At 41.6% G+C, this 19760-nt stretch carries 16 protein-coding genes and 2 rRNA genes; 16 read left to right on the plus strand and 2 right to left on the minus strand.

All coding sequences use genetic code 11. The features are described 5' to 3' along the window. The 7 genes from L1D51_RS14350 to ihfA all read left to right on the plus strand — a co-directional run. A 23S ribosomal RNA gene (locus tag L1D51_RS14350) occupies positions 1–217 on the plus strand; the annotation flags it as partial. A 125-nt stretch (positions 218–342) separates the two neighbouring features. Next, positions 343–457: ribosomal RNA gene (gene rrf, locus L1D51_RS14355) — 5S ribosomal RNA — on the plus strand. Between the two features lie 554 nt (positions 458–1011). Then, a complete protein-coding gene (locus tag L1D51_RS14360) occupies positions 1012–2067 on the plus strand; it encodes a DUF2066 domain-containing protein (protein ID WP_054561206.1) in 1056 nt (351 codons plus the stop codon). Next, a complete protein-coding gene (gene hda / locus L1D51_RS14365; RefSeq protein WP_171038282.1) occupies positions 2067–2777 on the plus strand; it encodes a DnaA regulatory inactivator Hda in 711 nt (236 codons plus the stop codon). Before L1D51_RS14360 ends, hda begins: the two co-directional genes overlap by 1 nt. A gap of 77 nt (positions 2778–2854) precedes the next feature. Continuing rightward, positions 2855–3835 (plus strand): phenylalanine--tRNA ligase subunit alpha, encoded by a 981-nt coding sequence (gene pheS, locus L1D51_RS14370; RefSeq protein WP_054552893.1) that lies wholly within the window; start codon positions 2855–2857, stop codon positions 3833–3835. 15 nt (positions 3836–3850) lie between these two features. Then, the gene (gene pheT / locus L1D51_RS14375; RefSeq protein WP_239963970.1) at positions 3851–6238 is read left to right on the plus strand and encodes a phenylalanine--tRNA ligase subunit beta; all 2388 of its coding nucleotides are present in this window, start codon (positions 3851–3853) and stop codon (positions 6236–6238) included. 2 nt (positions 6239–6240) lie between these two features. Further along, complete coding sequence (gene ihfA / locus L1D51_RS14380; RefSeq protein WP_002960690.1) at positions 6241–6540, plus strand: integration host factor subunit alpha; 300 nt, start codon at positions 6241–6243, stop codon at positions 6538–6540. 64 nt (positions 6541–6604) lie between these two features. Here the strand turns inward: ihfA and L1D51_RS14385 are convergent, their stop codons facing one another. Then, positions 6605–7411: a DUF2989 domain-containing protein gene (locus tag L1D51_RS14385; protein WP_055021158.1), complete on the minus strand. Its 807-nt coding sequence runs from the start codon at positions 7409–7411 to the stop codon at positions 6605–6607. Positions 7412–7585: 174 nt separating this feature from the next. Here L1D51_RS14385 and L1D51_RS14390 point away from each other — a divergent pair, with 174 nt between their 5' ends. The 9 genes from L1D51_RS14390 (at position 7586) to ccoG (ending at position 19242) form a co-directional block, all read left to right on the plus strand. After that, entirely contained in the window at positions 7586–9028 is a 1443-nt protein-coding gene (locus L1D51_RS14390) for a glyceraldehyde-3-phosphate dehydrogenase (protein WP_054561210.1), read from the plus strand. A gap of 202 nt (positions 9029–9230) precedes the next feature. After that, on the plus strand, positions 9231–10358 hold the full coding sequence (locus L1D51_RS14395; protein ID WP_239963971.1) for a M14 family metallopeptidase: 1128 nt from the start codon (positions 9231–9233) through the stop codon (positions 10356–10358). A gap of 285 nt (positions 10359–10643) precedes the next feature. Beyond that, complete coding sequence (locus L1D51_RS14400) at positions 10644–12146, plus strand: alanine/glycine:cation symporter family protein (RefSeq protein ID WP_054561212.1); 1503 nt, start codon at positions 10644–10646, stop codon at positions 12144–12146. Positions 12147–12297: 151 nt separating this feature from the next. Beyond that, the gene (locus L1D51_RS14405; RefSeq protein WP_054553080.1) at positions 12298–12624 is read left to right on the plus strand and encodes a hypothetical protein; all 327 of its coding nucleotides are present in this window, start codon (positions 12298–12300) and stop codon (positions 12622–12624) included. A gap of 1 nt (position 12625) precedes the next feature. After that, the gene (locus L1D51_RS14410) at positions 12626–12907 is read left to right on the plus strand and encodes a YeaC family protein (protein WP_054561213.1); all 282 of its coding nucleotides are present in this window, start codon (positions 12626–12628) and stop codon (positions 12905–12907) included. Further along, the gene (locus L1D51_RS14415) at positions 12897–15578 is read left to right on the plus strand and encodes a DUF349 domain-containing protein (protein WP_239963972.1); all 2682 of its coding nucleotides are present in this window, start codon (positions 12897–12899) and stop codon (positions 15576–15578) included. The genes L1D51_RS14410 and L1D51_RS14415 overlap by 11 nt, the downstream gene beginning before the upstream one ends. 54 nt (positions 15579–15632) lie before the next feature. Beyond that, on the plus strand, positions 15633–16190 hold the full coding sequence (locus tag L1D51_RS14420; RefSeq protein ID WP_054561215.1) for a YceB family lipoprotein: 558 nt from the start codon (positions 15633–15635) through the stop codon (positions 16188–16190). A 111-nt stretch (positions 16191–16301) separates the two neighbouring features. Further along, on the plus strand, positions 16302–17708 hold the full coding sequence (locus L1D51_RS14425) for a sigma-54 interaction domain-containing protein (protein WP_239963973.1): 1407 nt from the start codon (positions 16302–16304) through the stop codon (positions 17706–17708). Positions 17709–17859: 151 nt separating this feature from the next. After that, positions 17860–19242, plus strand: a complete 1383-nt coding sequence (gene ccoG / locus L1D51_RS14430) for a cytochrome c oxidase accessory protein CcoG (protein WP_239963974.1) — start codon at positions 17860–17862, stop codon at positions 19240–19242. Between the two features lie 37 nt (positions 19243–19279). On the opposite strand, the gene L1D51_RS14435 is transcribed toward ccoG, so the two are convergent. Further along, on the minus strand, positions 19280–19696 hold the full coding sequence (locus L1D51_RS14435) for a hypothetical protein (RefSeq protein WP_054561218.1): 417 nt from the start codon (positions 19694–19696) through the stop codon (positions 19280–19282). Between the last annotated feature and the right edge of the window lie 64 nt (positions 19697–19760).

Below are 19760 nucleotides of genomic sequence, written 5' to 3' on the forward strand. Positions count from 1 at the left end.
GTTCGGGTTGTCATGCCAATGGCACTGCCCGGTAGCTACGTTCGGAACTGATAAGCGCTGAAAGCATCTAAGCGCGAAGCAGGCCTCGAGATGAGTTCTCACTAGACTTTTAAAGTCTCTGAAGGGCCGTTGAAGACTACAACGTTGATAGGCAGGATGTGGAAGTGGTGYGAGCCATTAAGCTAACCTGTACTAATTACCCGTGAGGCTTAACCATACAACGCCAAACGCGTTTTATGACAGCGTAACAGACAGAAGTTAAGWYACTAAAGTAGACATTTACTTRATATCAGAATTCCAGATTTATTAATTTGCTCARAWGAGCGAATTAAACCAAATTTGCTTGGTGACAATAGCGTTTTGGACCCACCTGACCCCATGCCGAACTCAGTAGTGAAACGAAACAGCGCCGATGATAGTGTAGCAGCTGCTATGTGAAAGTAGGTCATCGCCAGGCTCCAAATAAGAGAAAGCCCGATTCGAAAGAGTCGGGCTTTTTTGCGTATGGAGCTTTCAGCTATCAGCTGTCAGCCGTCAGTTGAAATGTGGGGTTGTTTAGTGCAGAGTCACCCTCAGCAACAAACCCCGTAGGAGGCACTTCAGTGCCGAATTCAGACCATAAAAACACATTCATGGCAAAGCCATTCCTACGAGTACACTTTGCCTAGAGCCTAGAGCCTAGAGCCTAGAGCCTAGAGCCTAGAGCCTAGAGCCTAGAGCCTAGAGCCTAGAGCCTAGAGCCTCCGTCAGAGGGAGACGCAGCACCAAACACCTCCACCTCGCGGCTGATCGCTGACGGCTGAAAGCTGATAGCTCTGTGATGTTTTTGTTTTCGCTCCGCTATACCCAACTACGCCAGACCTTAAAACTTTCCCCTCGCTAACTTTCCCCTCGCTAACTCCCAACTTGTAACTCACGAACTTGCTCAGCTACTGTTCATTAAATTAACTTTGCTTTGTTTATGGCTTTGATTTAGGATCAAATCAGTTTAAAAGCAAGAACTAATGGCCTGTGTCTAGATTACTTATTTGTTTATTATTATTATTTTCGAGTGCTTCAACTTTCGCTGTTGAGGTGACTAATTTATATCAAGATACTCTTAAAGTTGCAGACAAATCACGTGATGCTCGTTTGGCAGCAAGCCGTGAAGCACTGCTAAATGTGCTGGTGAAAGTGAGTGGTGATACAAGCGCAGATCAAAACCCTGTTGCTAAACAGCGCACGCGTGACATTTCAGATTACATGCTCAAATTCGAATATGACGAAAAAGCTGATGGCAGTTTAAATCTGGTTGTTAAGTTTGAAGCCAATAAGATTAATGCATTAATCAAAGATCTTGGCTTGCCATTGTGGGGGACACGTCGTCCTTTAGTGGCTATCTGGTTAGGCATTGAAGATAACTGGCGCCGTGAACTGGTGACTCAAGAGTCTTATCCGCAGCTTGAACAGCTTATATACGACAAAGCAGGTCGTCGTGGTTTACCTGTGGTTGTGCCATTACTTGATTTACAAGACCGCGCTATTGTTGGCATACCAGAAGTATGGGGTAATTTCTCTGAACCCGTAGAGCGGGCATCGAGTCGTTATAGTGCAGAGCGCAGTATTACTGCAAGAATGTATCAACAAGCTGATTCAGAAACCTGGATCCTAGATTGGCGTTTCACTAATGCAGAATTATTCGATACTAATCGCTTGATGGGTGATAAGCAGCAAATTGTTGCAGATATGATTGACAGTTTGGCGGGTGGTTTAGCAGCAGAATATGCCATTGATCCAACAATGATTGGCCAACTTGCAACAGCAACTTTCTATCTTAAAGGTATTAATAACTTTGTTGATATTGAATTTGCTAAACGCCGTTTAGAGAGCTTAAGTGTTGTTACTCGCGCTGTGATATCTGTACGTACGCCTGATACCGTACAATTTATAGTTAATCATACTGGCAGCATGAACGACTTTAGAAAAGCGTTAGAACTTGATAGTGCCTTTAAAGCCTATCAAGACCCGAGAGATTTTTATCAAGTGGTGAATAGCGACGAACTTGAATATCAGTGGCAGGGGCTTTAATCGCAGTGCAAGAACCAATGCAAATGGCATTGCCAGTTACTTTGCCTGATGATGAAACATTTACTTCTTATTTTGGTGGCGAAAACTCTCTTGAAGTGAGTCATCTTAAAGATGCGTTCACAAAGCTCAGTAATAAATTTCAATATACCTACTTATGCGGTTTAGGTGATTCTGGTAAATCCCACCTATTGTACGCGACCTGTATTCATGCCCAAGAGCGTGGTTTATCAACCATGTTACTTTCAATGCGTGAAGTGATTGATTATGGTCCTGTTGTGCTTGAAGGTCTGGAAAATCTTGATGTGTTATGTATCGATGACGTGCACTTAGTGGCAGGCAACGATGCATGGGAGAAAGGATTATTTAACTTTTTTAATCGCTTTAATGAGCCGGGTAAATACCTTGTGGTCACAGCTGATTTATTACCTGACATGCTGCATATCAATCTTCCTGATTTAGTATCGCGTTTGAAGTGGGGCACAACATTACAAATTCGCTCAATGAGCGATGATGATAAAGCGGAAGCCCTCGTACGCCGTGCTCATATGCGCGGCCTTGAACTAACTGATGAATGTGCGCGCTTTTTATTAACGCGATTAAGCCGCGATATGCGTGCATTATTAGACGTTTTAGACAAACTTGACCATGCCTCAATGGCTGCACAAAGAAAATTAACAATTCCTTTTATAAAATCAACGTTAAAGCTTTAGTAGGGCTAGAATCTAGTCCTTGCTTTCAGTTATCATTAGCTATTACAAAAATCCTTCTGTGAAAGACCAGGTACTCAATGAACTTAGAAAATATTTTAGCGCAAGCACTTGAGGCAGTTGCCAGTGCGAATGAAATCGCGCAACTAGAAGATATCAGGGTTAATTACCTTGGTAAAAAAGGTGAAATCACCAGCTTACTTAAAACGCTAGGCAAAATTGCCCCTGAAGAGCGTAAAGAAGCGGGTCAAGTGATTAACCAAGCAAAACAAGAAGTACAAACAGCCATTAACGAAAAGCGTGAGTTACTAGCAAGTAAGGCTCTTGAAGAGAAACTAGCTGCAGAAACGATCGACGTAACTTTACCGGGTCGTGTTATGCCAACAGGTGGCTTACACCCAGTAACTCGTACTATTGAACGTATTGAAAGCTTTTTTGGTGAGTTAGGTTTTGCGGTTAAATCAGGTCCTGAAGTTGAAGATGATTTTCATAACTTCGATGCGCTAAATATTCCTGAGCACCACCCAGCGCGAGCTGATCACGATACTTTCTATTTCAACCCTAAGCTTGTGTTACGTACACAAACTAGTGGCGTACAAATCCGTACTATGGAAACTGAGCAGCCACCACTACGTATCATTTCACCAGGTCGTGTTTATCGTAACGATTATGACCAAACACACACGCCAATGTTCCACCAAGTGGAAGGCTTAATGGTTGATACAGATGTAAGCTTCACTGAGTTAAAAGGTATTCTGCACGACTTCTTACGTAACTTCTTTGAAGAAGATATGGAAATTCGTTTCCGTCCTTCTTACTTCCCATTTACTGAACCATCAGCTGAGGTTGATGTTATGGGTAAAAACGGCAAGTGGTTAGAGGTATTAGGCTGTGGCATGGTTCACCCTAACGTTCTTAAATCAGTGGGTATTGATCCAGAAAAATACACAGGCTTCGCATTCGGTATGGGTGTAGAGCGCTTGACTATGTTGCGTTACGGCGTAAACGACTTACGTGCATTTTTCGAAAACGATTTAAAATTCCTAAACCAGTTCCGTTAAGAGTGAAGATATAAAATGAAATTTAGTGAAAAGTGGTTAAGAGAGTGGGTTAACCCAGCAATCGACACACAGGCTCTTTCGGAACAGTTATCAATGGCTGGTCTTGAAGTTGACGGTGTTGAGCCTGCAGCAGCAGAGTTCACTGGCGTTGTTGTTGGTGAAGTTGTTGAGTGTGGTCAACACCCAGATGCTGATAAATTACGTGTAACTAAAGTAAACGTAGGTGGTGATGAGCTACTTGATATCGTGTGTGGTGCACCTAACTGTCGTCAAGGCTTAAAAGTAGCTGTTGCGACAGTTGGCGCTGTATTACCTGGCGACTTCAAAATTAAAAAAGCCAAACTTCGTGGTCAACCTTCACACGGTATGCTGTGCGCATTCGTTGAGTTAGGTATCAGCGAAGAAGGTGATGGCATCATGGAATTACCAAGTGATGCACCAATCGGTACAGATTTACGTGAGTACTTAAGCCTAGACGACAACATTATTGATGTTGACTTAACACCTAACCGTGGTGATTGCCTAGGTATTAAAGGCCTAGCGCGTGAAGTAGGCGTACTTAACAGTGTTGATGTAAACACACTTGAAATCGCACCAGTTGCTGCAACGATTGATGACAAAGTATCGATTGAGCTTGTGAATGATGAAGCGTGTCCTCGTTATTTAGGCCGTGTAATTAAAGGTATTAACCTTGATGCAGAAACACCACTTTGGATGGTAGAGAAGCTTCGTCGCAGTGGTATTCGCTCAATCGACCCTGTTGTTGATGTAACAAACTACGTGTTATTAGAGCTAGGTCACCCAATGCACGCATTTGATTTAAATGCGATTGAAGGTGGTATTAAAGTACGTAGCGCAAACGCGGGTGAAGAGTTAGTTCTGTTAGATGGCAACACAGCTAAACTAAACGAGTCTACGCTTGTTATTGCTGATCACAACAAAGCGCTTGCTATTGCAGGTATTTTTGGTGGTGAAAAATCAGGTGTAACTGAAGCAACATCAGATATTTTATTAGAAAGTGCGTTCTTTAACCCTGTCGCTATTGCTGGTCAAGCACGTAGCTACGGTTTACACACTGATGCGTCACACCGTTACGAGCGTGGTGTCGATTTTGCACTGCAAAAAGATGCAATGGAACGTGCGACAGCATTACTTCTTGAGATTGTTGGCGGTGAAGCAGGCCCAGTTGTTGAAGCAGTCGCAACTGACAAATTACCAAAAGTAACAGAAGTACGTTTACGTCGAGAGCGTTTAGACCGTGTTATTGGCCACCACATTGATGATGCAAAAGTAACTGACATCCTAACGCGTTTAGGTTTAGACGTGAAAATTGTTGATGGTGTATGGAGTGCTGACGTACCTAGCTATCGCTTTGATATTCGTATCGAAGAAGATTTAATTGAAGAAGTTGCGCGTGTTTACGGCTATAACAGTATTCCTAACGTTGCACCAACTGCTAAATTAAAAATGACTAACCATGACGAGTCACATGTTGCGGTTACTAAATTCCGCAATACGCTTGTTACTCGTGGTTACCAAGAAGCAATTACTTACAGCTTCGTTGATCCAAAAGCACAAGCAATTTTACACCCGCAAAGTGATGCGCTTGTATTGCCACACCCAATTTCGGTTGAAATGTCGGCAATGCGCGTGAGCTTGATGCCGGGTCTATTAGCGTCTCTAGTTTATAATCAAAACCGTCAGCAACCACGTGTACGCTTATTTGAGCACGGCTTAAAATTCTTACGTGACGAAAATGCTGAAAACGGTGTAAACCAAGTTGCTGTCATTGGTGGTGTAATCTCAGGTCTTGCACACGGTGAACATTGGGTTCAAGAGAAGCGTAGCGTTGATTTCTATGATTTAAAAGGTGATGTTGAAGCACTTTTAACGATTAGCAATGATTCATCACGTTTTGAGATAAAAGCAGAGCAGTCTGATGGCTTACACCCAGGCCAATCAGCCGTTATTTATGTTGATGGTAAAAAAGTAGGTTTCTTTGGTGCAGTGCACCCACAGGTGCAAAAGTCACTAGATATCAACAACACAACATTTGTGTTTGAAATCGAAATGTCTGCACTAGAAAAAAGAAAATTACCAGAAGCAGTGGCAGTGTCGAAATTCCCGTCAAACCGCCGTGATATCGCGATTTTAGTGGAAGATCACGTAAAATCTGGCGATATTTTAAATGTCATAGAAAAAGTTGGCGGAAATCAATTGGTTGACCTAAACTTATTCGATGTGTATAAGGGCAAAGGTATTGAGCCAAATTATAAGAGTTTGGCGATTGCTCTAACACTGCAAGCGGTTGATAGAACGCTCGAAGAGAAAGATATCAATCAAGTAGTTGATAATGTGGTGGCCGCACTGGCCGAACAATTTAACGCATCGTTGAGGGACTAGATATGGCGCTTACTAAAGCCGACATAGCTGAACACCTATTTGAAAAACTCGGGATCAATAAAAAAGATGCCAAAGATTTAGTTGAAGCGTTTTTTGAAGAAATCCGCTCAGCGCTAGAAAAAGGCGAGCAGGTTAAGCTCTCTGGATTTGGTAACTTTGATCTTCGAGACAAGAAAGAACGTCCAGGCCGCAATCCGAAAACAGGTGAAGATATTCCTATTTCGGCGCGCAGAGTTGTGACTTTTAGACCAGGTCAAAAGCTAAAAACTCGTGTAGAAGTTGGCACAAGCAAAGCAAAATAAGAAAAGGCAGCGTTAGCTGCCTTTTTTATTTGTCTGAGCACTGCACATTAGCGAGTTGGAATTATCAAAACCCGCGTGGTGATACGAAGCTTCCTTCTTGGATACTGTCGTAGGTTTTTTGTGCTAAATCATCTAAGCTGTCTAGGCTTTTTCCTGCGGCAGCGAGTTGATGCTCAATAGGTAAAATATCGACATCTTCATACCCTGATAATTGTGCTACACGTGCAAAGGTGTAGGCATGTTTATACTTTTCGTGTTTGTAGAATAAGCTCACAAGAGTAGGGTAGATCTCAGGATTGGGTGCTTCACCTGCTTTATTTAACTCTAGCGTTTTGTAGAGCAAATCAATGGTTTTTTCATCATCAAACTTCACGTAGTAGCTTGCCAAGAAAAACTGCATTTCGGCATCTTCAGTCACCCGTTTATCTTGCTTTTCTTCCAGGGCGAGCAATTTAGTTAACGCAGATTGGTCGTTATTACGCGACCAATGGTAATACAATAAACCTGGGTGGTCAGTATTTTTGGTATCTTGAAAAATTCGAGTCATTTCTTTGATGCTTGTTAAATGACCTTCAACACGAGACGTGGTTTTTTCTTTTAGTTTTATGTGCTCAATCTTGGCGGCAAGCGATACACATTGATCGTATTTCTCAAAGTCTTTTAATAACTGGTATTTGTTTTCGTCTGTTGGTGACTTATATTCAACATAACGTTGAATGATGACCTCGGCACGTTGCTCTTTACAGTGACTGTCTTTATTTAAATCACTGCAGAAGCCAGGTGTTTCGTCGCACACTTTCGCTAGTGTAAGCGGATCTTCACAGCCTGCTAATGCCAATAAACCAAGCAACACGCTTGCTCTTAATAACATTCCTTAACCTCTACTTAATTTGTACTACTTTATTCTAGCGCAATGATTTGTTCTGTAACAGTGGAGAATCGTTCGAGTTTAAATTAGAATACCCCTGCCTGAGATGTGTTGCTCTCAAATCACAACACATTTTTTAAGGCTATCCGTTCAAAATTGTTTAATTAGGTAAAAAAAATGACCTCATCTCACGAGTTAGAATACACAAGCAGCTGGCAAGAACGTCAAGATTACGCAGAAAGTATGCAACCTATCATTGGTAGACTTTACCGTAATCGTGGTATCGAAATCGCTGTATATGGCCGTCCTCTCGTTAATGCCAGTACAATCGATATCATCAAAGCACACAAAACAGTTGCTCAGTTTGAAGGTACAAAACTACGTTTACGTGAAAGCTTCCCTTTCTTAGAAGCAATTAGCAAAATGGACTTAAACTCAGCACGTATCGATATTGGTAAACTAGCGTATGGTTATTTGTTTAACGATGCTGCGAAAGGTCGCTCAGTTGAAGAATACTTAACTGACGAACTAGCAGAAATCGCAAACTCAGAGCGCAAAGAGCCACGTGATGTTGTGTTATACGGTTTCGGTCGTATCGGTCGTTTATTAGCTCGTCTATTAATCGAAAAGTCAGGTCCTTATGCAGACCTACGTTTACGTGCAATCGTTGTACGAGGCGGTAAAGACGGCGACTTAGAAAAGCGTGCAAGCTTACTTCGCCGTGACTCTATCCACGGTCCATTCAATGGCTCAATCACAATTGATAAAGAGCGCAATGCAATTAAAGCTAACGGTAGCTACATTCAAGTTATCTATGCTAATTCTCCTAGCGAAGTTGATTACACAGCTTACGGCATCGAGAACGCACTTGTTGTTGATAACACAGGTATCTGGAAAGACGAAGCAGGCCTTGGCCAGCACTTAGAAGCAAAAGGCGCAGCAAAAGTATTATTAACTGCACCAGCTAAAGGTAACATCAAAAACATCGTATACGGTGTAAACAACCAAGATATCAAATCTGAAGATAAGATTGTCTGTGCAGCAAGCTGTACAACCAATGCTATTACCCCTACGTTAAAAGCACTTAACGATAAGTTTGGTATCAAAAACGGTCACGTTGAAACAGTTCACTCTTACACAAATGACCAAAACTTAATTGATAACTACCACAAAGCTGAGCGTCGTGGCCGTGCTGCTGCACTTAACATGGTTATCACTTCAACAGGTGCTGCAAAAGCGGTTTCTAAAGCTTTACCTGAGCTTGAAGGTAAACTAACTGGTAACGCTATCCGTGTTCCTACGCCAAACGTATCAATGGCTATCTTGAACTTAAATCTTGAAAAAGGTACAACTGTTGAAGAACTAAATGCGTTCTTACGTGAAACAGCACTTCATTCAGACCTTCGTGATCAAATCGATTACACAGCGTCTACTGAAATCGTATCGACTGACTTAGTAGGTAGCCGTTACGCAGGTGTTGTTGATTCACAAGCGACAATCGTAGATGACAACCGCGTTGTACTTTACGTTTGGTACGATAATGAGTTCGGTTATAGCTGTCAGGTAGTACGCTGTATGCGTGATATGGCTGAAGTAACTTTCCCAAGCTTACCTCGCTAATACCTAAGTTATAAAGAATCTAGAAGCCAGCATTATGCTGGCTTTTTTAGTCGTGAAAGTTTTTGCAAATTTTCAGCATGTGATAGGCTGTTAAGGGTCTACACCATATTACTAACAAAACGTTCTAACTACAGAGCGTTGACTTAATTCTTAACTAACAAGCGAATAGCTAAGAATTATTTTTAACCAATAGGTTTATAGAATGAAAATCACCAGCAATTTTGACAGTGGTAACATCAAGGTTATTGAAGCCGTTGATCCACTGAATATTCAATTAGAAATCAATAAAGACAATCAGTCTGATTTTTTCCAGTGGTTTCACTTTCGTCTTGAAACAACTGCGTTTCAAAACCATAAATTACACATTAATAACCTAGAGAACTCAGCATACCCTGATGGCTGGGAAGGTTATCATGCGGTTGCATCATACGACCGTCAAACTTGGTTCCGTGTACCATCAGAGTACGCAAACGGCACACTATCATTTGAAGTAGAGCCTGAGTGTAGCAGCATGTACTTTGCTTACTTTGCGCCATACAGCTATGACCGCCACTTAGATTTACTTGCATGGGCACAAAGCCAGCATGCTTGTGAATTAGAAACATTAGGCGAAACCCTTGATGGCCGTGACATGAGTGTTTTACGAGTGGGTATTCCTAGCAGTGAGAAGAAAAAAATCTGGATCACGGCGCGCCAGCACCCAGGCGAAACTATGGCTGAGTGGTACGTTGAAGGTTTACTTCATAAATTACTTGATGATGAAGACCCACATGCAGCGGCACTATTATCAAAAGCGGTATTCTACATCGTGCCAAATATGAACCCAGATGGCAGTGTGCGTGGTCACCTACGTACTAACGCTAAAGGCGTTAACTTGAACCGTGAATGGCAAACACCGAGCATGGAAAATAGCCCTGAAGTTTTCTTAGTGCTTAACAAAATGCGTGAAACGGGCCTTGATATGCACTTAGATATTCATGGTGACGAAGCAATTCCTTTTAACTTTGTTGCGGGTAGTGAAGGTATCCCAGGCTACGATGATCGCTTAAAAGAGTTAGAAGATAGCTTTAAAGCTGCGCTTTTAACTGTGACGCCTGAGTTCCAAGACGAACATGGTTATCCAAAAGATGAGCCGGGCCAGGCTAACCTAACTGTCGGTTCTTCTGCTGTCGCGCATGAATTTAATGCATTAGCTTACACGGTAGAGATGCCATTTAAAGATAACGATGATTTACCAGATCCAGATTACGGCTGGTCAGATCGTCGCTCGTATCAATTTGGTCAAGATACGTTAGCGGCTATTGTTAACGTGGTTGATAAATTAAGATAACGAACCTTACGGGCATCAGCAAAACTGATGCCCGTAATTATATCTGTTGACTGAAAAATAACGGTGTAGAGCAGGATGCATCAAATGTAAACGAGGTAGGTACATTTAGCATATTGAAAATTAACTGTTAACAAACTTGGTGGGTTTAAGTTAATATTCAATATGTTCAGCTGTGAAGTAACAAAATCTCATTTTTATTTCTCACAGTCATCGTGTCGCGCATTCTCACAAGCTCACGCTGAGTATCGTAACTAACAATAAAAAATATAATCATAGAGGATATCCATGGAAGCTTTAGTAAGCGCCGTTAATGACATAATTTGGAGTAGTGCACTCATTTATTTATGTCTAGGTGCAGGTCTGTTTTATTCCGTTTTAACCCGATTCGCACAAGTTAGACATTTTAAAGAAATGTGTAAATTATTGCTTAGCTCTAATAATTCAGATACGGGTATTTCTTCGTTCCAAGCACTTGCTGTATCGTTATCAGGCCGTGTAGGTGTCGGTAATATTGCCGGGGTTGCTGCAGCAATCGGCTTTGGTGGTCCAGGGGCGATTTTTTGGATGTGGATAGTTGCGTTCCTTGGCGCAAGTACTGCGTATGCCGAGTCAACTCTTGGTCAGATTTATAAATCAGAAGAAGATGGTCAATATCGCGGTGGTCCAGCATTTTACTTCGACCGCTGCTTACAGCAAAAGTGGTTAGCCGTATTATTTGCAGTATCAGCGATTATTGCTTGTGGTGTGTTCCTTCCGGGCGTTCAAGCGAATGCGGTAGGTAATGCATTCACACAAGTTTTTGGTGAAGGCACATTGGTTAGCACCAGCTTTGGTGAAGTAGGTAGCTTTAAGCTTGTTGCTCTTGCAATCATCTTAATTGTGCTTGCATTTATCATCTTTGGTGGCATTAAACGTATCGCAAACTTCACACAAATCGTGGTGCCATTTATGGCACTAGGTTACATCGTGTTAGCTTTAATCGTGGTGTTCTTAAACCTAGATAAAGTGCCAGGTATCTTCTCAATGATCTTATCTGATGCATTCACCGCGCAAGCAGGCTTTGGTGCTGCTATTGGTTGGGGTGTTAAACGTGGTATTTACTCAAACGAAGCAGGTCAAGGTACGGGTCCACATGCAGCATCAGCTGCTGAAGTTGATCACCCAGCTCAACAAGGTTTAGTGCAAGCATTTTCTGTTTATGTTGATACCATTTTTGTTTGTACAGCAACGGCGTTAATGATTCTAATCACTAAACAATACAACATTGTGGGTGAGTTACCTGCAGGTCAATTCATTGTGCAAAACGTTGATGCTGCAACAGAAGTAGGCTCTGCTGCTTTCACACAAATGGCATTATTTAGCGTATTTGGTGGCTTTGGTGAAGCATTCGTTGGTATTGCTTTATTCTTCTTCGCATTTACCACAATTCTTGCTTATTACTATATTGCTGAAACGAACGTTGCTTACTTAAACCGTTATTTCAAAGGCAATATTCCACTGGTTATTGTTAAGCTAGTCATCATGTTTATGGTTGCTTACGGCATGGTAAACAGCTCTGGTTATATCTGGAATATTGGTGATATTGGCGTAGGCTTAATGGCCTGGATCAACATTGTCGGTATTTTGGCTATTTTCTTTGTCGCAAAACCTGCCCTTAACTGCTTACGTGATTACGAAGATCAAAAGAAAGCCGGTGGCGAAATCACTTTTGATCCAGTTAAATTAGGCATTAAAAATGCGACTTTCTGGGAAAAGCGTCTAGCTGAAAAGGCGAAACAGAAACAATAAATCAGGTTTTTGAGTTTTTGTAGTGAATTTAGTTGTGCAGGTTTTCGAATCTTCACAAATGAATGAAATTCAAATAAGACATCGACTCATAAAACAAGTACAATAAAGGGCGCCTAAAGGCGCCTTTTTTATGCGTAGTATGGAGAAAGATATGGCGATTATTAGTTGCCCGCAGTGTGCAAAATCAATATCTGACAAACATAAGCAATGCCCGCATTGTGAATGCCAAGTCACCGATCTAAGCAATGAGCAATTGCAGCAAATGCAAAAAGAAACGCGCATTCGTAGACAACAAAAGTTTATGAATCAGTCTTTCCTCGCACTGATTTTATTTTTAGGGGGCTTTTTCTGTTATTACTTTATGCACCCCGAAGCAAAGTCTCTTGAGTGGTATGCCTATACATCGGCAATGGCAGTAGGTTTTGTGTGGTATCTTGTAAGCCGCATCTATTTAGTTGTTTTAAAAAAGAAAAAGTAACATGAATATTGATCACATCGTTAAAAATATCACCCCAGAAGTATTTGAACGTCTTCAGTATGGTGCCTCAACGGGTAAGTGGCCTGACGGCACTCCTTTGTCTGAAGAACAAAAACAACAAACCGTTCAACTCGTGATGCTTTATCAAGCTAAAGTTTCGCAAAGCAATGAGCAGTTTACCATTGGCGCAAATGGTGAAATGGTGCAAAAGAGCAAAGCTCAATTGCAAAAAGAATTCGCATCAGAAAATGAAATAGCTAGGTTTAGTGAAAATGATCTTTAAACACCTGTTTACTCCAAAGTGGAAGCATCCTAAAAACCAAGTGCGTTTAGCTGCGGTAGAACGTCTTGATACAGAGCGTGACCTTAGCATCTTAAATAGCATTGCCCTTGAAGACAGCTCAGCTGAGATCCGCAAAAAAGCATTAAACAAAGTGAACGATATTGTTTTATGGTGGCAAGCATACAAGCAAGACCAAGCACTTAAAGACGTTGCAGAACAGCATATTAACCAAGCGGTTTTAAATACCGATAGCCAGCTAGATGCAAATATCAAAAATGAATTTATTGAGCGTTATGCACCAGTCAAAACTCTTGAGAAACTCGCCTTTGCAGAAAAAGAACTTCAAGTTCGCGTTAAGTTATTAAAGCGTTTAGCAAACCCAAGCTTAATTGATAAAGCTTTTAAAGAAGGCCGTGAAGAGCTGCAATTGCAACTTGTTGAGCTTGTGATTAATCATCAACTTGCTAAATCACTATTAAAACATGCAAAAGGTGAGGCACACACACAACTGGCGACTCATCTTGACAATGAACGCTTAGCGATAGAAATGCCTGCCAAAGTAGAAGCTGATACACGTGTGGTATTAGCAAAGCTTAATGCGCTTCGTGATAAAAATGACTTTCAGTTAGTGTCGATGCAACATGCTGAGTTATTACAGCAGTGGCAAGCTATCGAACTAAAATGGCTGAGCGATGAGCAAGTAAGCACGTTAGATAAGAAATATTCAGCGATTACGCAAAAGCTTGAGTCTCATATTGCAGTTTTAAGTAAAGAGCATGAAGCAGCGCAGCAAGCGTTAGCTGAACAACAACGTCAGGTATTAGCACTGGCAAGCCTTGAAGCAATTGGCGAAGAAATTGAAAATGCATTGCAATTAGGCTTAGAAACGCCAGAGCAAATTCAGCAAGATTGGCTCGAGGCAAAAGTTGCAGAGGCAAAAGATGCGTTAGCAGAGGCGAACTTATCTGAGAACAAACATGTTAGTGATGTAAAACTGCACTTAACAAATTTATTTAACCAAGTCGAACAGTTACCGCAACTGGTTAGTGCTATTGCTGAGTTTAAAGAGGCATTTGATCAATTAAATATCGTTGCGACAACCGAAGACGAAAGCGAGTTTGACGGGCTAAAACAGCAGTTTGAGCAACAGCAAAAATTAGCACGCAAAAAGCTGGCAAGTATTCCTAGTCGTTTACAGGGTCGCTTTAAAGCCAATTTAGCTGAAGTAGTAAACAGCTGGCAGCAAGCGATGGCACCGCTGACGAATAAGTTTGAGAAAAATCAACAAACAGCGAAGCGTAAAGCTCGTGATGTAAAACGCTTAATTGACCAAGGTCGCTTCAATGTTGCCTTTGGTGTGTTTAAAGGTTTTGAAGAGCTATACGCAACACTTACAGACTATTACAAGCAGCCATTAAATAGCTTGAAAGCTGATTTAGAAACACAGTTAGCCGAAGCAAAAGATTGGCAAAAATACGCATCAGCGCCAAAGCGTGAGGCATTACTTGTTGAAGTAAATGAACTTGTTGCAACCGAGTGCACTGACCCTAAACAACGCGCAGAGCAAGTTAAACAGTTACGTCGTCGTTGGAATGAGTTAGGGCGTTTAGATACTGATGCAGAAAAGCAACAAGGTGAGTTATTCGATCAACAAATTGAATTACTGTTTGCGCCGTGTCGTGAGTATTTCGCAGAGCAAGAGCAACAACGTGAGCAAGCTAAAGCACAGCGCGTTGAAATAATCTCGCAAATGCAGCAGTTAACAGAGCTTGATACCTCTTCTGATGAGTTTGATTGGAAGCAGTTTGAAAGCAAGTTTAACCGTACCGCTAAAGCGTGGCGCTCTGCAGGTAACGTCGATCCTAAAACATATCGTGAACTACAAGCGCAATTTAAAGCTGTGCAATCACAAGTTCAAGGTCAACTTGCTGCATTTCATAAAGCAAATGCTGAGCAAAAAGCTGTACTTGTTGAGCAAGCAACACAGTTATCGCAAAGCGATGATTTAGCTGCTGCGTGCCAAGAGCTAAAAGCACTGCAACAAACATGGCAGACTATTGGCTTTGCTGGAATGAAAGCTGAAAACACTTTATGGCAGCAATTCAGACGAGTTAATGACGACACCTTTGCTAAGCGCAGTGCCGAGTTTGAACAGCAAAAGCAAGTTCAGCAAGAAAATGACGAAGTTGCTGCAGAGCAATTAAGTGAGCTTGAGTCTGCACTTGAGACCGTGGTGCACCTTGCACAGCTTAAAGATTTAACAGTGAAGCTTGCAGAGCTTGAGTACTCAAAAGCATTATCGGCACGCGTGACTCAGTTAGAGGCAGCGATTAGCGCAAAAACAGCGCAGATCAGCAAGCAAGCAGAGCAGTCTAAGTTAACGGCTTTATTTGCTGCTCTTGAGAGCCACAGTGAACTGCCTTCACAGTTTCAAGCTTCATTAACAACTAAGCTAAACGCTGCGCAGCTGTTAACTCGTATCGAAATTCTGGCAGGCGTAGAATCGGCCGATAGTCAGTTACGTATGACAGAGCAAGTTGCGATGTTAGATGATAAACACCGTGGTGAGCAAGCAGATGTTTATTATTACTTAAAGCAATTACTTGCAGTCAGTGAGGGTTCAGTTTCAGCTGACACACTAGCAAGGCTTAAAGCAATATTTGCAATTTAACGAATAAAACCGCTTTTTAAAGCGGTTTTTTTCCGTGTGTTTTTGAGGAAAACAATGAGAATTTTATTACTACTTACCTGTTTATTTTTAGGGGCATGTAAAAGTACAGACCAAGGGATGTCTGTTTACTCGTTTACCAATTCTGAAATTGAAGCAGCACTTGCTAATCAATTACCAAAACTAAGTGAACAGATTAAGCTGATGGGCTTACCTGTTGATTTTGCAGTAAACGACCTGAGTGTCAATGTTGGCCCAGATAAGCGTGATGTGGTGGTTTTAGGAGCTGATTCTAGTGCTGTTATCAAAGCGTTTGCGCTTAAGTATCCAGTACGCTTAAAACTACAAATTGAAGGCAGCCCATTTTATGACAGCGAGAAAAAAGCGGTCTTTTTACGTAATGTAAAACTGGTTGATACAACAATCGACACCGCGGGTTTTAAGGGCAGCTTAAACTTATTAGATGACCAAGCAATGCAAGTGATTAACGGCTTTTTAGCGGTTAACCCTGTCTATAAGCTAAATATGAACGACCCTAAAGTCGCACTGTTGAGCAAACTACCATTAGATATGAAAGTATCTCAGGGTGAAATTATTTTAGTGCCCACACTGTAAAACTATTTGATATTTTAAAGCGGCTTCTAGCCGCTTTTTTTGTAATTGCTTGTTAAGCATGTTCAACCTTGTCATAATTGCTCGTGATATTTCGCGAATTGAGTGATAGCTATGATCAAGGAATTTTTAAACGACCCCACATTACTGCTAAATGCCGTAGGTGAAGGTATTTATGGCTTCGATTTATCGGGTAATGCAGTTTTTGTAAACCCTGCTGCGGAGCGCATGACAGGCTGGAAAGCAGACGAACTCCTTGGCAAAAAAATACATCAATATCATCATCACACTCGTAAAGATGGCTCACCATACCCGGCGGATGAATGCCAAATATATTGCACTATGTTCGATGGCAAACACCGTCATGTAAACGATGAAGTATTCTGGCGTAAAGATGGAAGCTATTTTGCTGTTGAGTATACTTCAACGCCAGTTTATAAAAATGGTGCCTTGATTGGGGCAGTCGCGATTTTTCGCGATGTATCCAAACAACAGCAAACAGAAGTGGCGTTGCGTGATGCCTTAGCACAAGTTCAGCACTTATCTGAGCAGCTACAAGCTGAAAATGCTTACCTGATTTCAGAGTTAAATGAAGATTGGCAAGACTCTGGCTTAGTTGGGCAAAGTCATTCATTTCAAAGTATGCTCGAGCAAATTACCTTGGTAAGCCAAACCAATAGTACGGTTTTGATTTTAGGTGAAAACGGCACGGGTAAAGAGCTGGTGGCACGAAACCTTCACCGCTTGAGCAATCGTGCTGAGCAACCTTTCATAAAAGTAAACTGCGCGGCGTTTTCCGCCAACTTAATTGAGTCTGAGTTATTTGGTCATGAGAAAGGGGCGTTTACTGGCGCTAATGAACGCAGAAAAGGGCGTTTTGAACTGGCTGATAAAGGCACTTTATTTTTAGATGAAGTGGCAGAGCTGCCATTAGAGGCGCAAAGTAAATTACTGCGGGTCCTACAAGAGCAAGAGTTTGAGCGTGTCGGTGGTAGTCAGACTTTAAAAGTCGATATCCGAGTGTTAGCTGCAACAAATCGTAACTTGTGGCAAATGGTTGAGCAGGGTAGCTTTCGAATGGACTTGTATTATCGCCTAAATGTGTTTCCTATTCGTGTGCCTGCGCTTCGTGAACGCAAGGAAGATATTCCACTACTTGCAGCAAATATTATTACGCAGTTAAACAAGCGCTTAGGTAAACAGTTAAAAGGGCTAAGCAAAGCAACAATCACTAAATTGGCTAATTATGATTGGCCAGGTAATATTCGTGAGCTACAAAATATCCTTGAGCGTGAAGCTATTTTGTCTAAGCAAGCTGTATTACAGCTGTCTGCACCTTTGAGTAACGAGCAATCAAATGAGCAGGTGGTTTCTCTTGATGCTGTACAAAAGCAGCATATTTGTGAGGTGCTAAAACGCTGTAACGGGCAAATATCAGGTGAAAATGGTGCTGCAACCTTGCTGGGCCTGCCAGAAAGTACCCTTAGATCAAAGATGAAAAAGCTAGCGATAAAGCGTTGATTCGTGATATACCGCGAGCATTCGCGATATATCGTGCTTTTGAATGTTCAAATATAAATTTAACCATTTAATATCAATGACTTACTTTTAATTTGTGTTGGCCTGATTGTTGCTCTGTCAGGTTATTACCGACACAAAAGTAAGTAGCAAAATGAAATTTGATATTAAAGAGCAAGACTTAATCATCAAGCCCTACAACCAAGAAGGGCCAATTTATATTCGTGAGCAAAAGGGGTATTTCCAACGTATCCGCCGTTACTTAGGCTGGGTGCTAATGCTGACGTTCATCGCCATTCCGTGGATCCCCTATGATGGCCGTCAAGCTGTTTTACTCGACGTAGCCAGCCAAAAATTTACTTTATTTGGCTTAACGCTATTACCACAAGATTTTATGATCTTAGCCATGTTATTTATGACAGGGGCGTTTGCTTTGTTTTTCGTCACTAACTGGTTAGGTCGTGTCTGGTGTGGTTACACTTGCCCACAAACAATTTGGATGCTGATGTTTACTTGGGTCGAACATAAAGTGGAAGGTAACCGTAATCAGCGTATTAAACTTGATAAAGCTGATTGGTCAGTGAGTAAATGGCAAAAGAAAATCACTAAGCATGCAGCTTGGCTGTTGATCTCTTTGCTTACATCTATGTCATTTATGGCTTATTTCATCCCTGCTAAGTCTCTATACATGAGCTTATTTACCTTAGAAATGTCTGGGATCGTCAGCTTTTGGGTATTCCTGTTTGCTTTTTGTACCTATGGCAATGCGGGATTCTTACGTGAAAAAATGTGTACTGTCGCATGCCCTTATTCACGTTTTCAATCAGTAATGTTTGATAAAGACACGTTAGTTGTTACCTACGATCAAGCGCGAGGGGAGTCTCGTGGTGCGCGTAAGCGTAAAGCCGATCCTAAAGAGTTAGGCTTAGGTGACTGCGTAGACTGTAACCTATGTGTTGAAGTATGCCCAGCCGGTATCGATATTCGTAATGGCTTGCAGTATGAATGCATAAACTGTGGCTTATGTATTGATGCGTGCGATAGCACGATGGAAAAATTCAACTATCAAAAAGGCCTGATCAGGTACGCCTCTGAAAAACAAATGGAAGGCAAAACGACCAATCCATTTAGGTTAAAACTGCTTGGCTATGGTGGTTTAACAGCGCTGTTTGTCGTTGGCATGGTTGTGTGGATGGCAATGCGTACACCTATTGAGGCTTCTCTCATTCGTGACCGTAATGCCCTGTACCGTGTAAATTTTGAAGGCTTAGTAGAAAACCCATATACCTTATCAATTATCAACAAAACACAGCATAGCTTGAGCTATTCAATTGGCATCAGTGGTATTGAAGAAGCAAGCTTACAAGTGCCTGAAACGATAACTGTTGAGGCAGGTCAGATGAAGCGTGTGCCTGTCACTGTGGTTGCAGATGGCTACGAGCTGAAATCAAAAGTAACGCCTATCAGTTTTCACATTCAAGCATTAGAAGATGCTGATATCGCAATAACTAAAGAAACTAAGTTTTACCGAGATTAACCTCAATCACGGCTCCAGAAACGAAAATGGCTTGTTTTTAACAAGCCATTTCTGCAAATTCGAGCTGCTTAAGCACATAAGCCTTAGCGCTGTCTAAATCATCAAATAAACAGTCCATTATTTGAATCGGTGATTGCGCTTGTGCAATGATGCGTTTCATCTGATTAAGCACAATAGACGAGCTAAACATATAAGCGGTGGCTATACAGTTAGTGCCTTGCAGAGCACGAAATAAATGCGTGAAACCACGTTCAGCATCAGGGGTGGTAGCAAGTAATTGGGTAGAATGACTAATATATGCCCACGGCTTTCCAGCTAAAGCAGAAATATGCTTTTTTAAATCGACTGCAAAGTCATTGACCAAACGTGCGTTAATATTACCAGAAAATTGCCCAATAATAATTGGACCATCAGTGATGATACTGACACTGCCATAGTGATTCTTAAATTCCAATTTGCTTCCCTTTTGAATTAAAAAGAGCGCGAATTTTATACAATTCTATGTATGTGTCTAGTTA

The sequence above is a fragment of the Pseudoalteromonas shioyasakiensis genome (genome assembly GCF_022398475.1).
Lineage (GTDB): Bacteria > Pseudomonadota > Gammaproteobacteria > Enterobacterales > Alteromonadaceae > Pseudoalteromonas.

Coding starts and splice junctions, on each gene's coding strand:
- L1D51_RS14385 (WP_055021158.1), bottom strand. CDS start 7,411: ATGTTATTAAGAGCAAGCGTGTTGCTTGGTTTATTGGCATTAGCAGGC.
- L1D51_RS14425 (WP_239963973.1), top strand. CDS start 16,302: ATGATCAAGGAATTTTTAAACGACCCCACATTACTGCTAAATGCCGTA.
- L1D51_RS14415 (WP_239963972.1), top strand. CDS start 12,897: ATGATCTTTAAACACCTGTTTACTCCAAAGTGGAAGCATCCTAAAAAC.
- ihfA (WP_002960690.1), top strand. CDS start 6,241: ATGGCGCTTACTAAAGCCGACATAGCTGAACACCTATTTGAAAAACTC.
- pheT (WP_239963970.1), top strand. CDS start 3,851: ATGAAATTTAGTGAAAAGTGGTTAAGAGAGTGGGTTAACCCAGCAATC.
- L1D51_RS14390 (WP_054561210.1), top strand. CDS start 7,586: ATGACCTCATCTCACGAGTTAGAATACACAAGCAGCTGGCAAGAACGT.
- L1D51_RS14405 (WP_054553080.1), top strand. CDS start 12,298: ATGGCGATTATTAGTTGCCCGCAGTGTGCAAAATCAATATCTGACAAA.
- pheS (WP_054552893.1), top strand. CDS start 2,855: ATGAACTTAGAAAATATTTTAGCGCAAGCACTTGAGGCAGTTGCCAGT.
- L1D51_RS14395 (WP_239963971.1), top strand. CDS start 9,231: ATGAAAATCACCAGCAATTTTGACAGTGGTAACATCAAGGTTATTGAA.
- L1D51_RS14400 (WP_054561212.1), top strand. CDS start 10,644: ATGGAAGCTTTAGTAAGCGCCGTTAATGACATAATTTGGAGTAGTGCA.
- L1D51_RS14420 (WP_054561215.1), top strand. CDS start 15,633: ATGAGAATTTTATTACTACTTACCTGTTTATTTTTAGGGGCATGTAAA.
- L1D51_RS14410 (WP_054561213.1), top strand. CDS start 12,626: ATGAATATTGATCACATCGTTAAAAATATCACCCCAGAAGTATTTGAA.
- ccoG (WP_239963974.1), top strand. CDS start 17,860: ATGAAATTTGATATTAAAGAGCAAGACTTAATCATCAAGCCCTACAAC.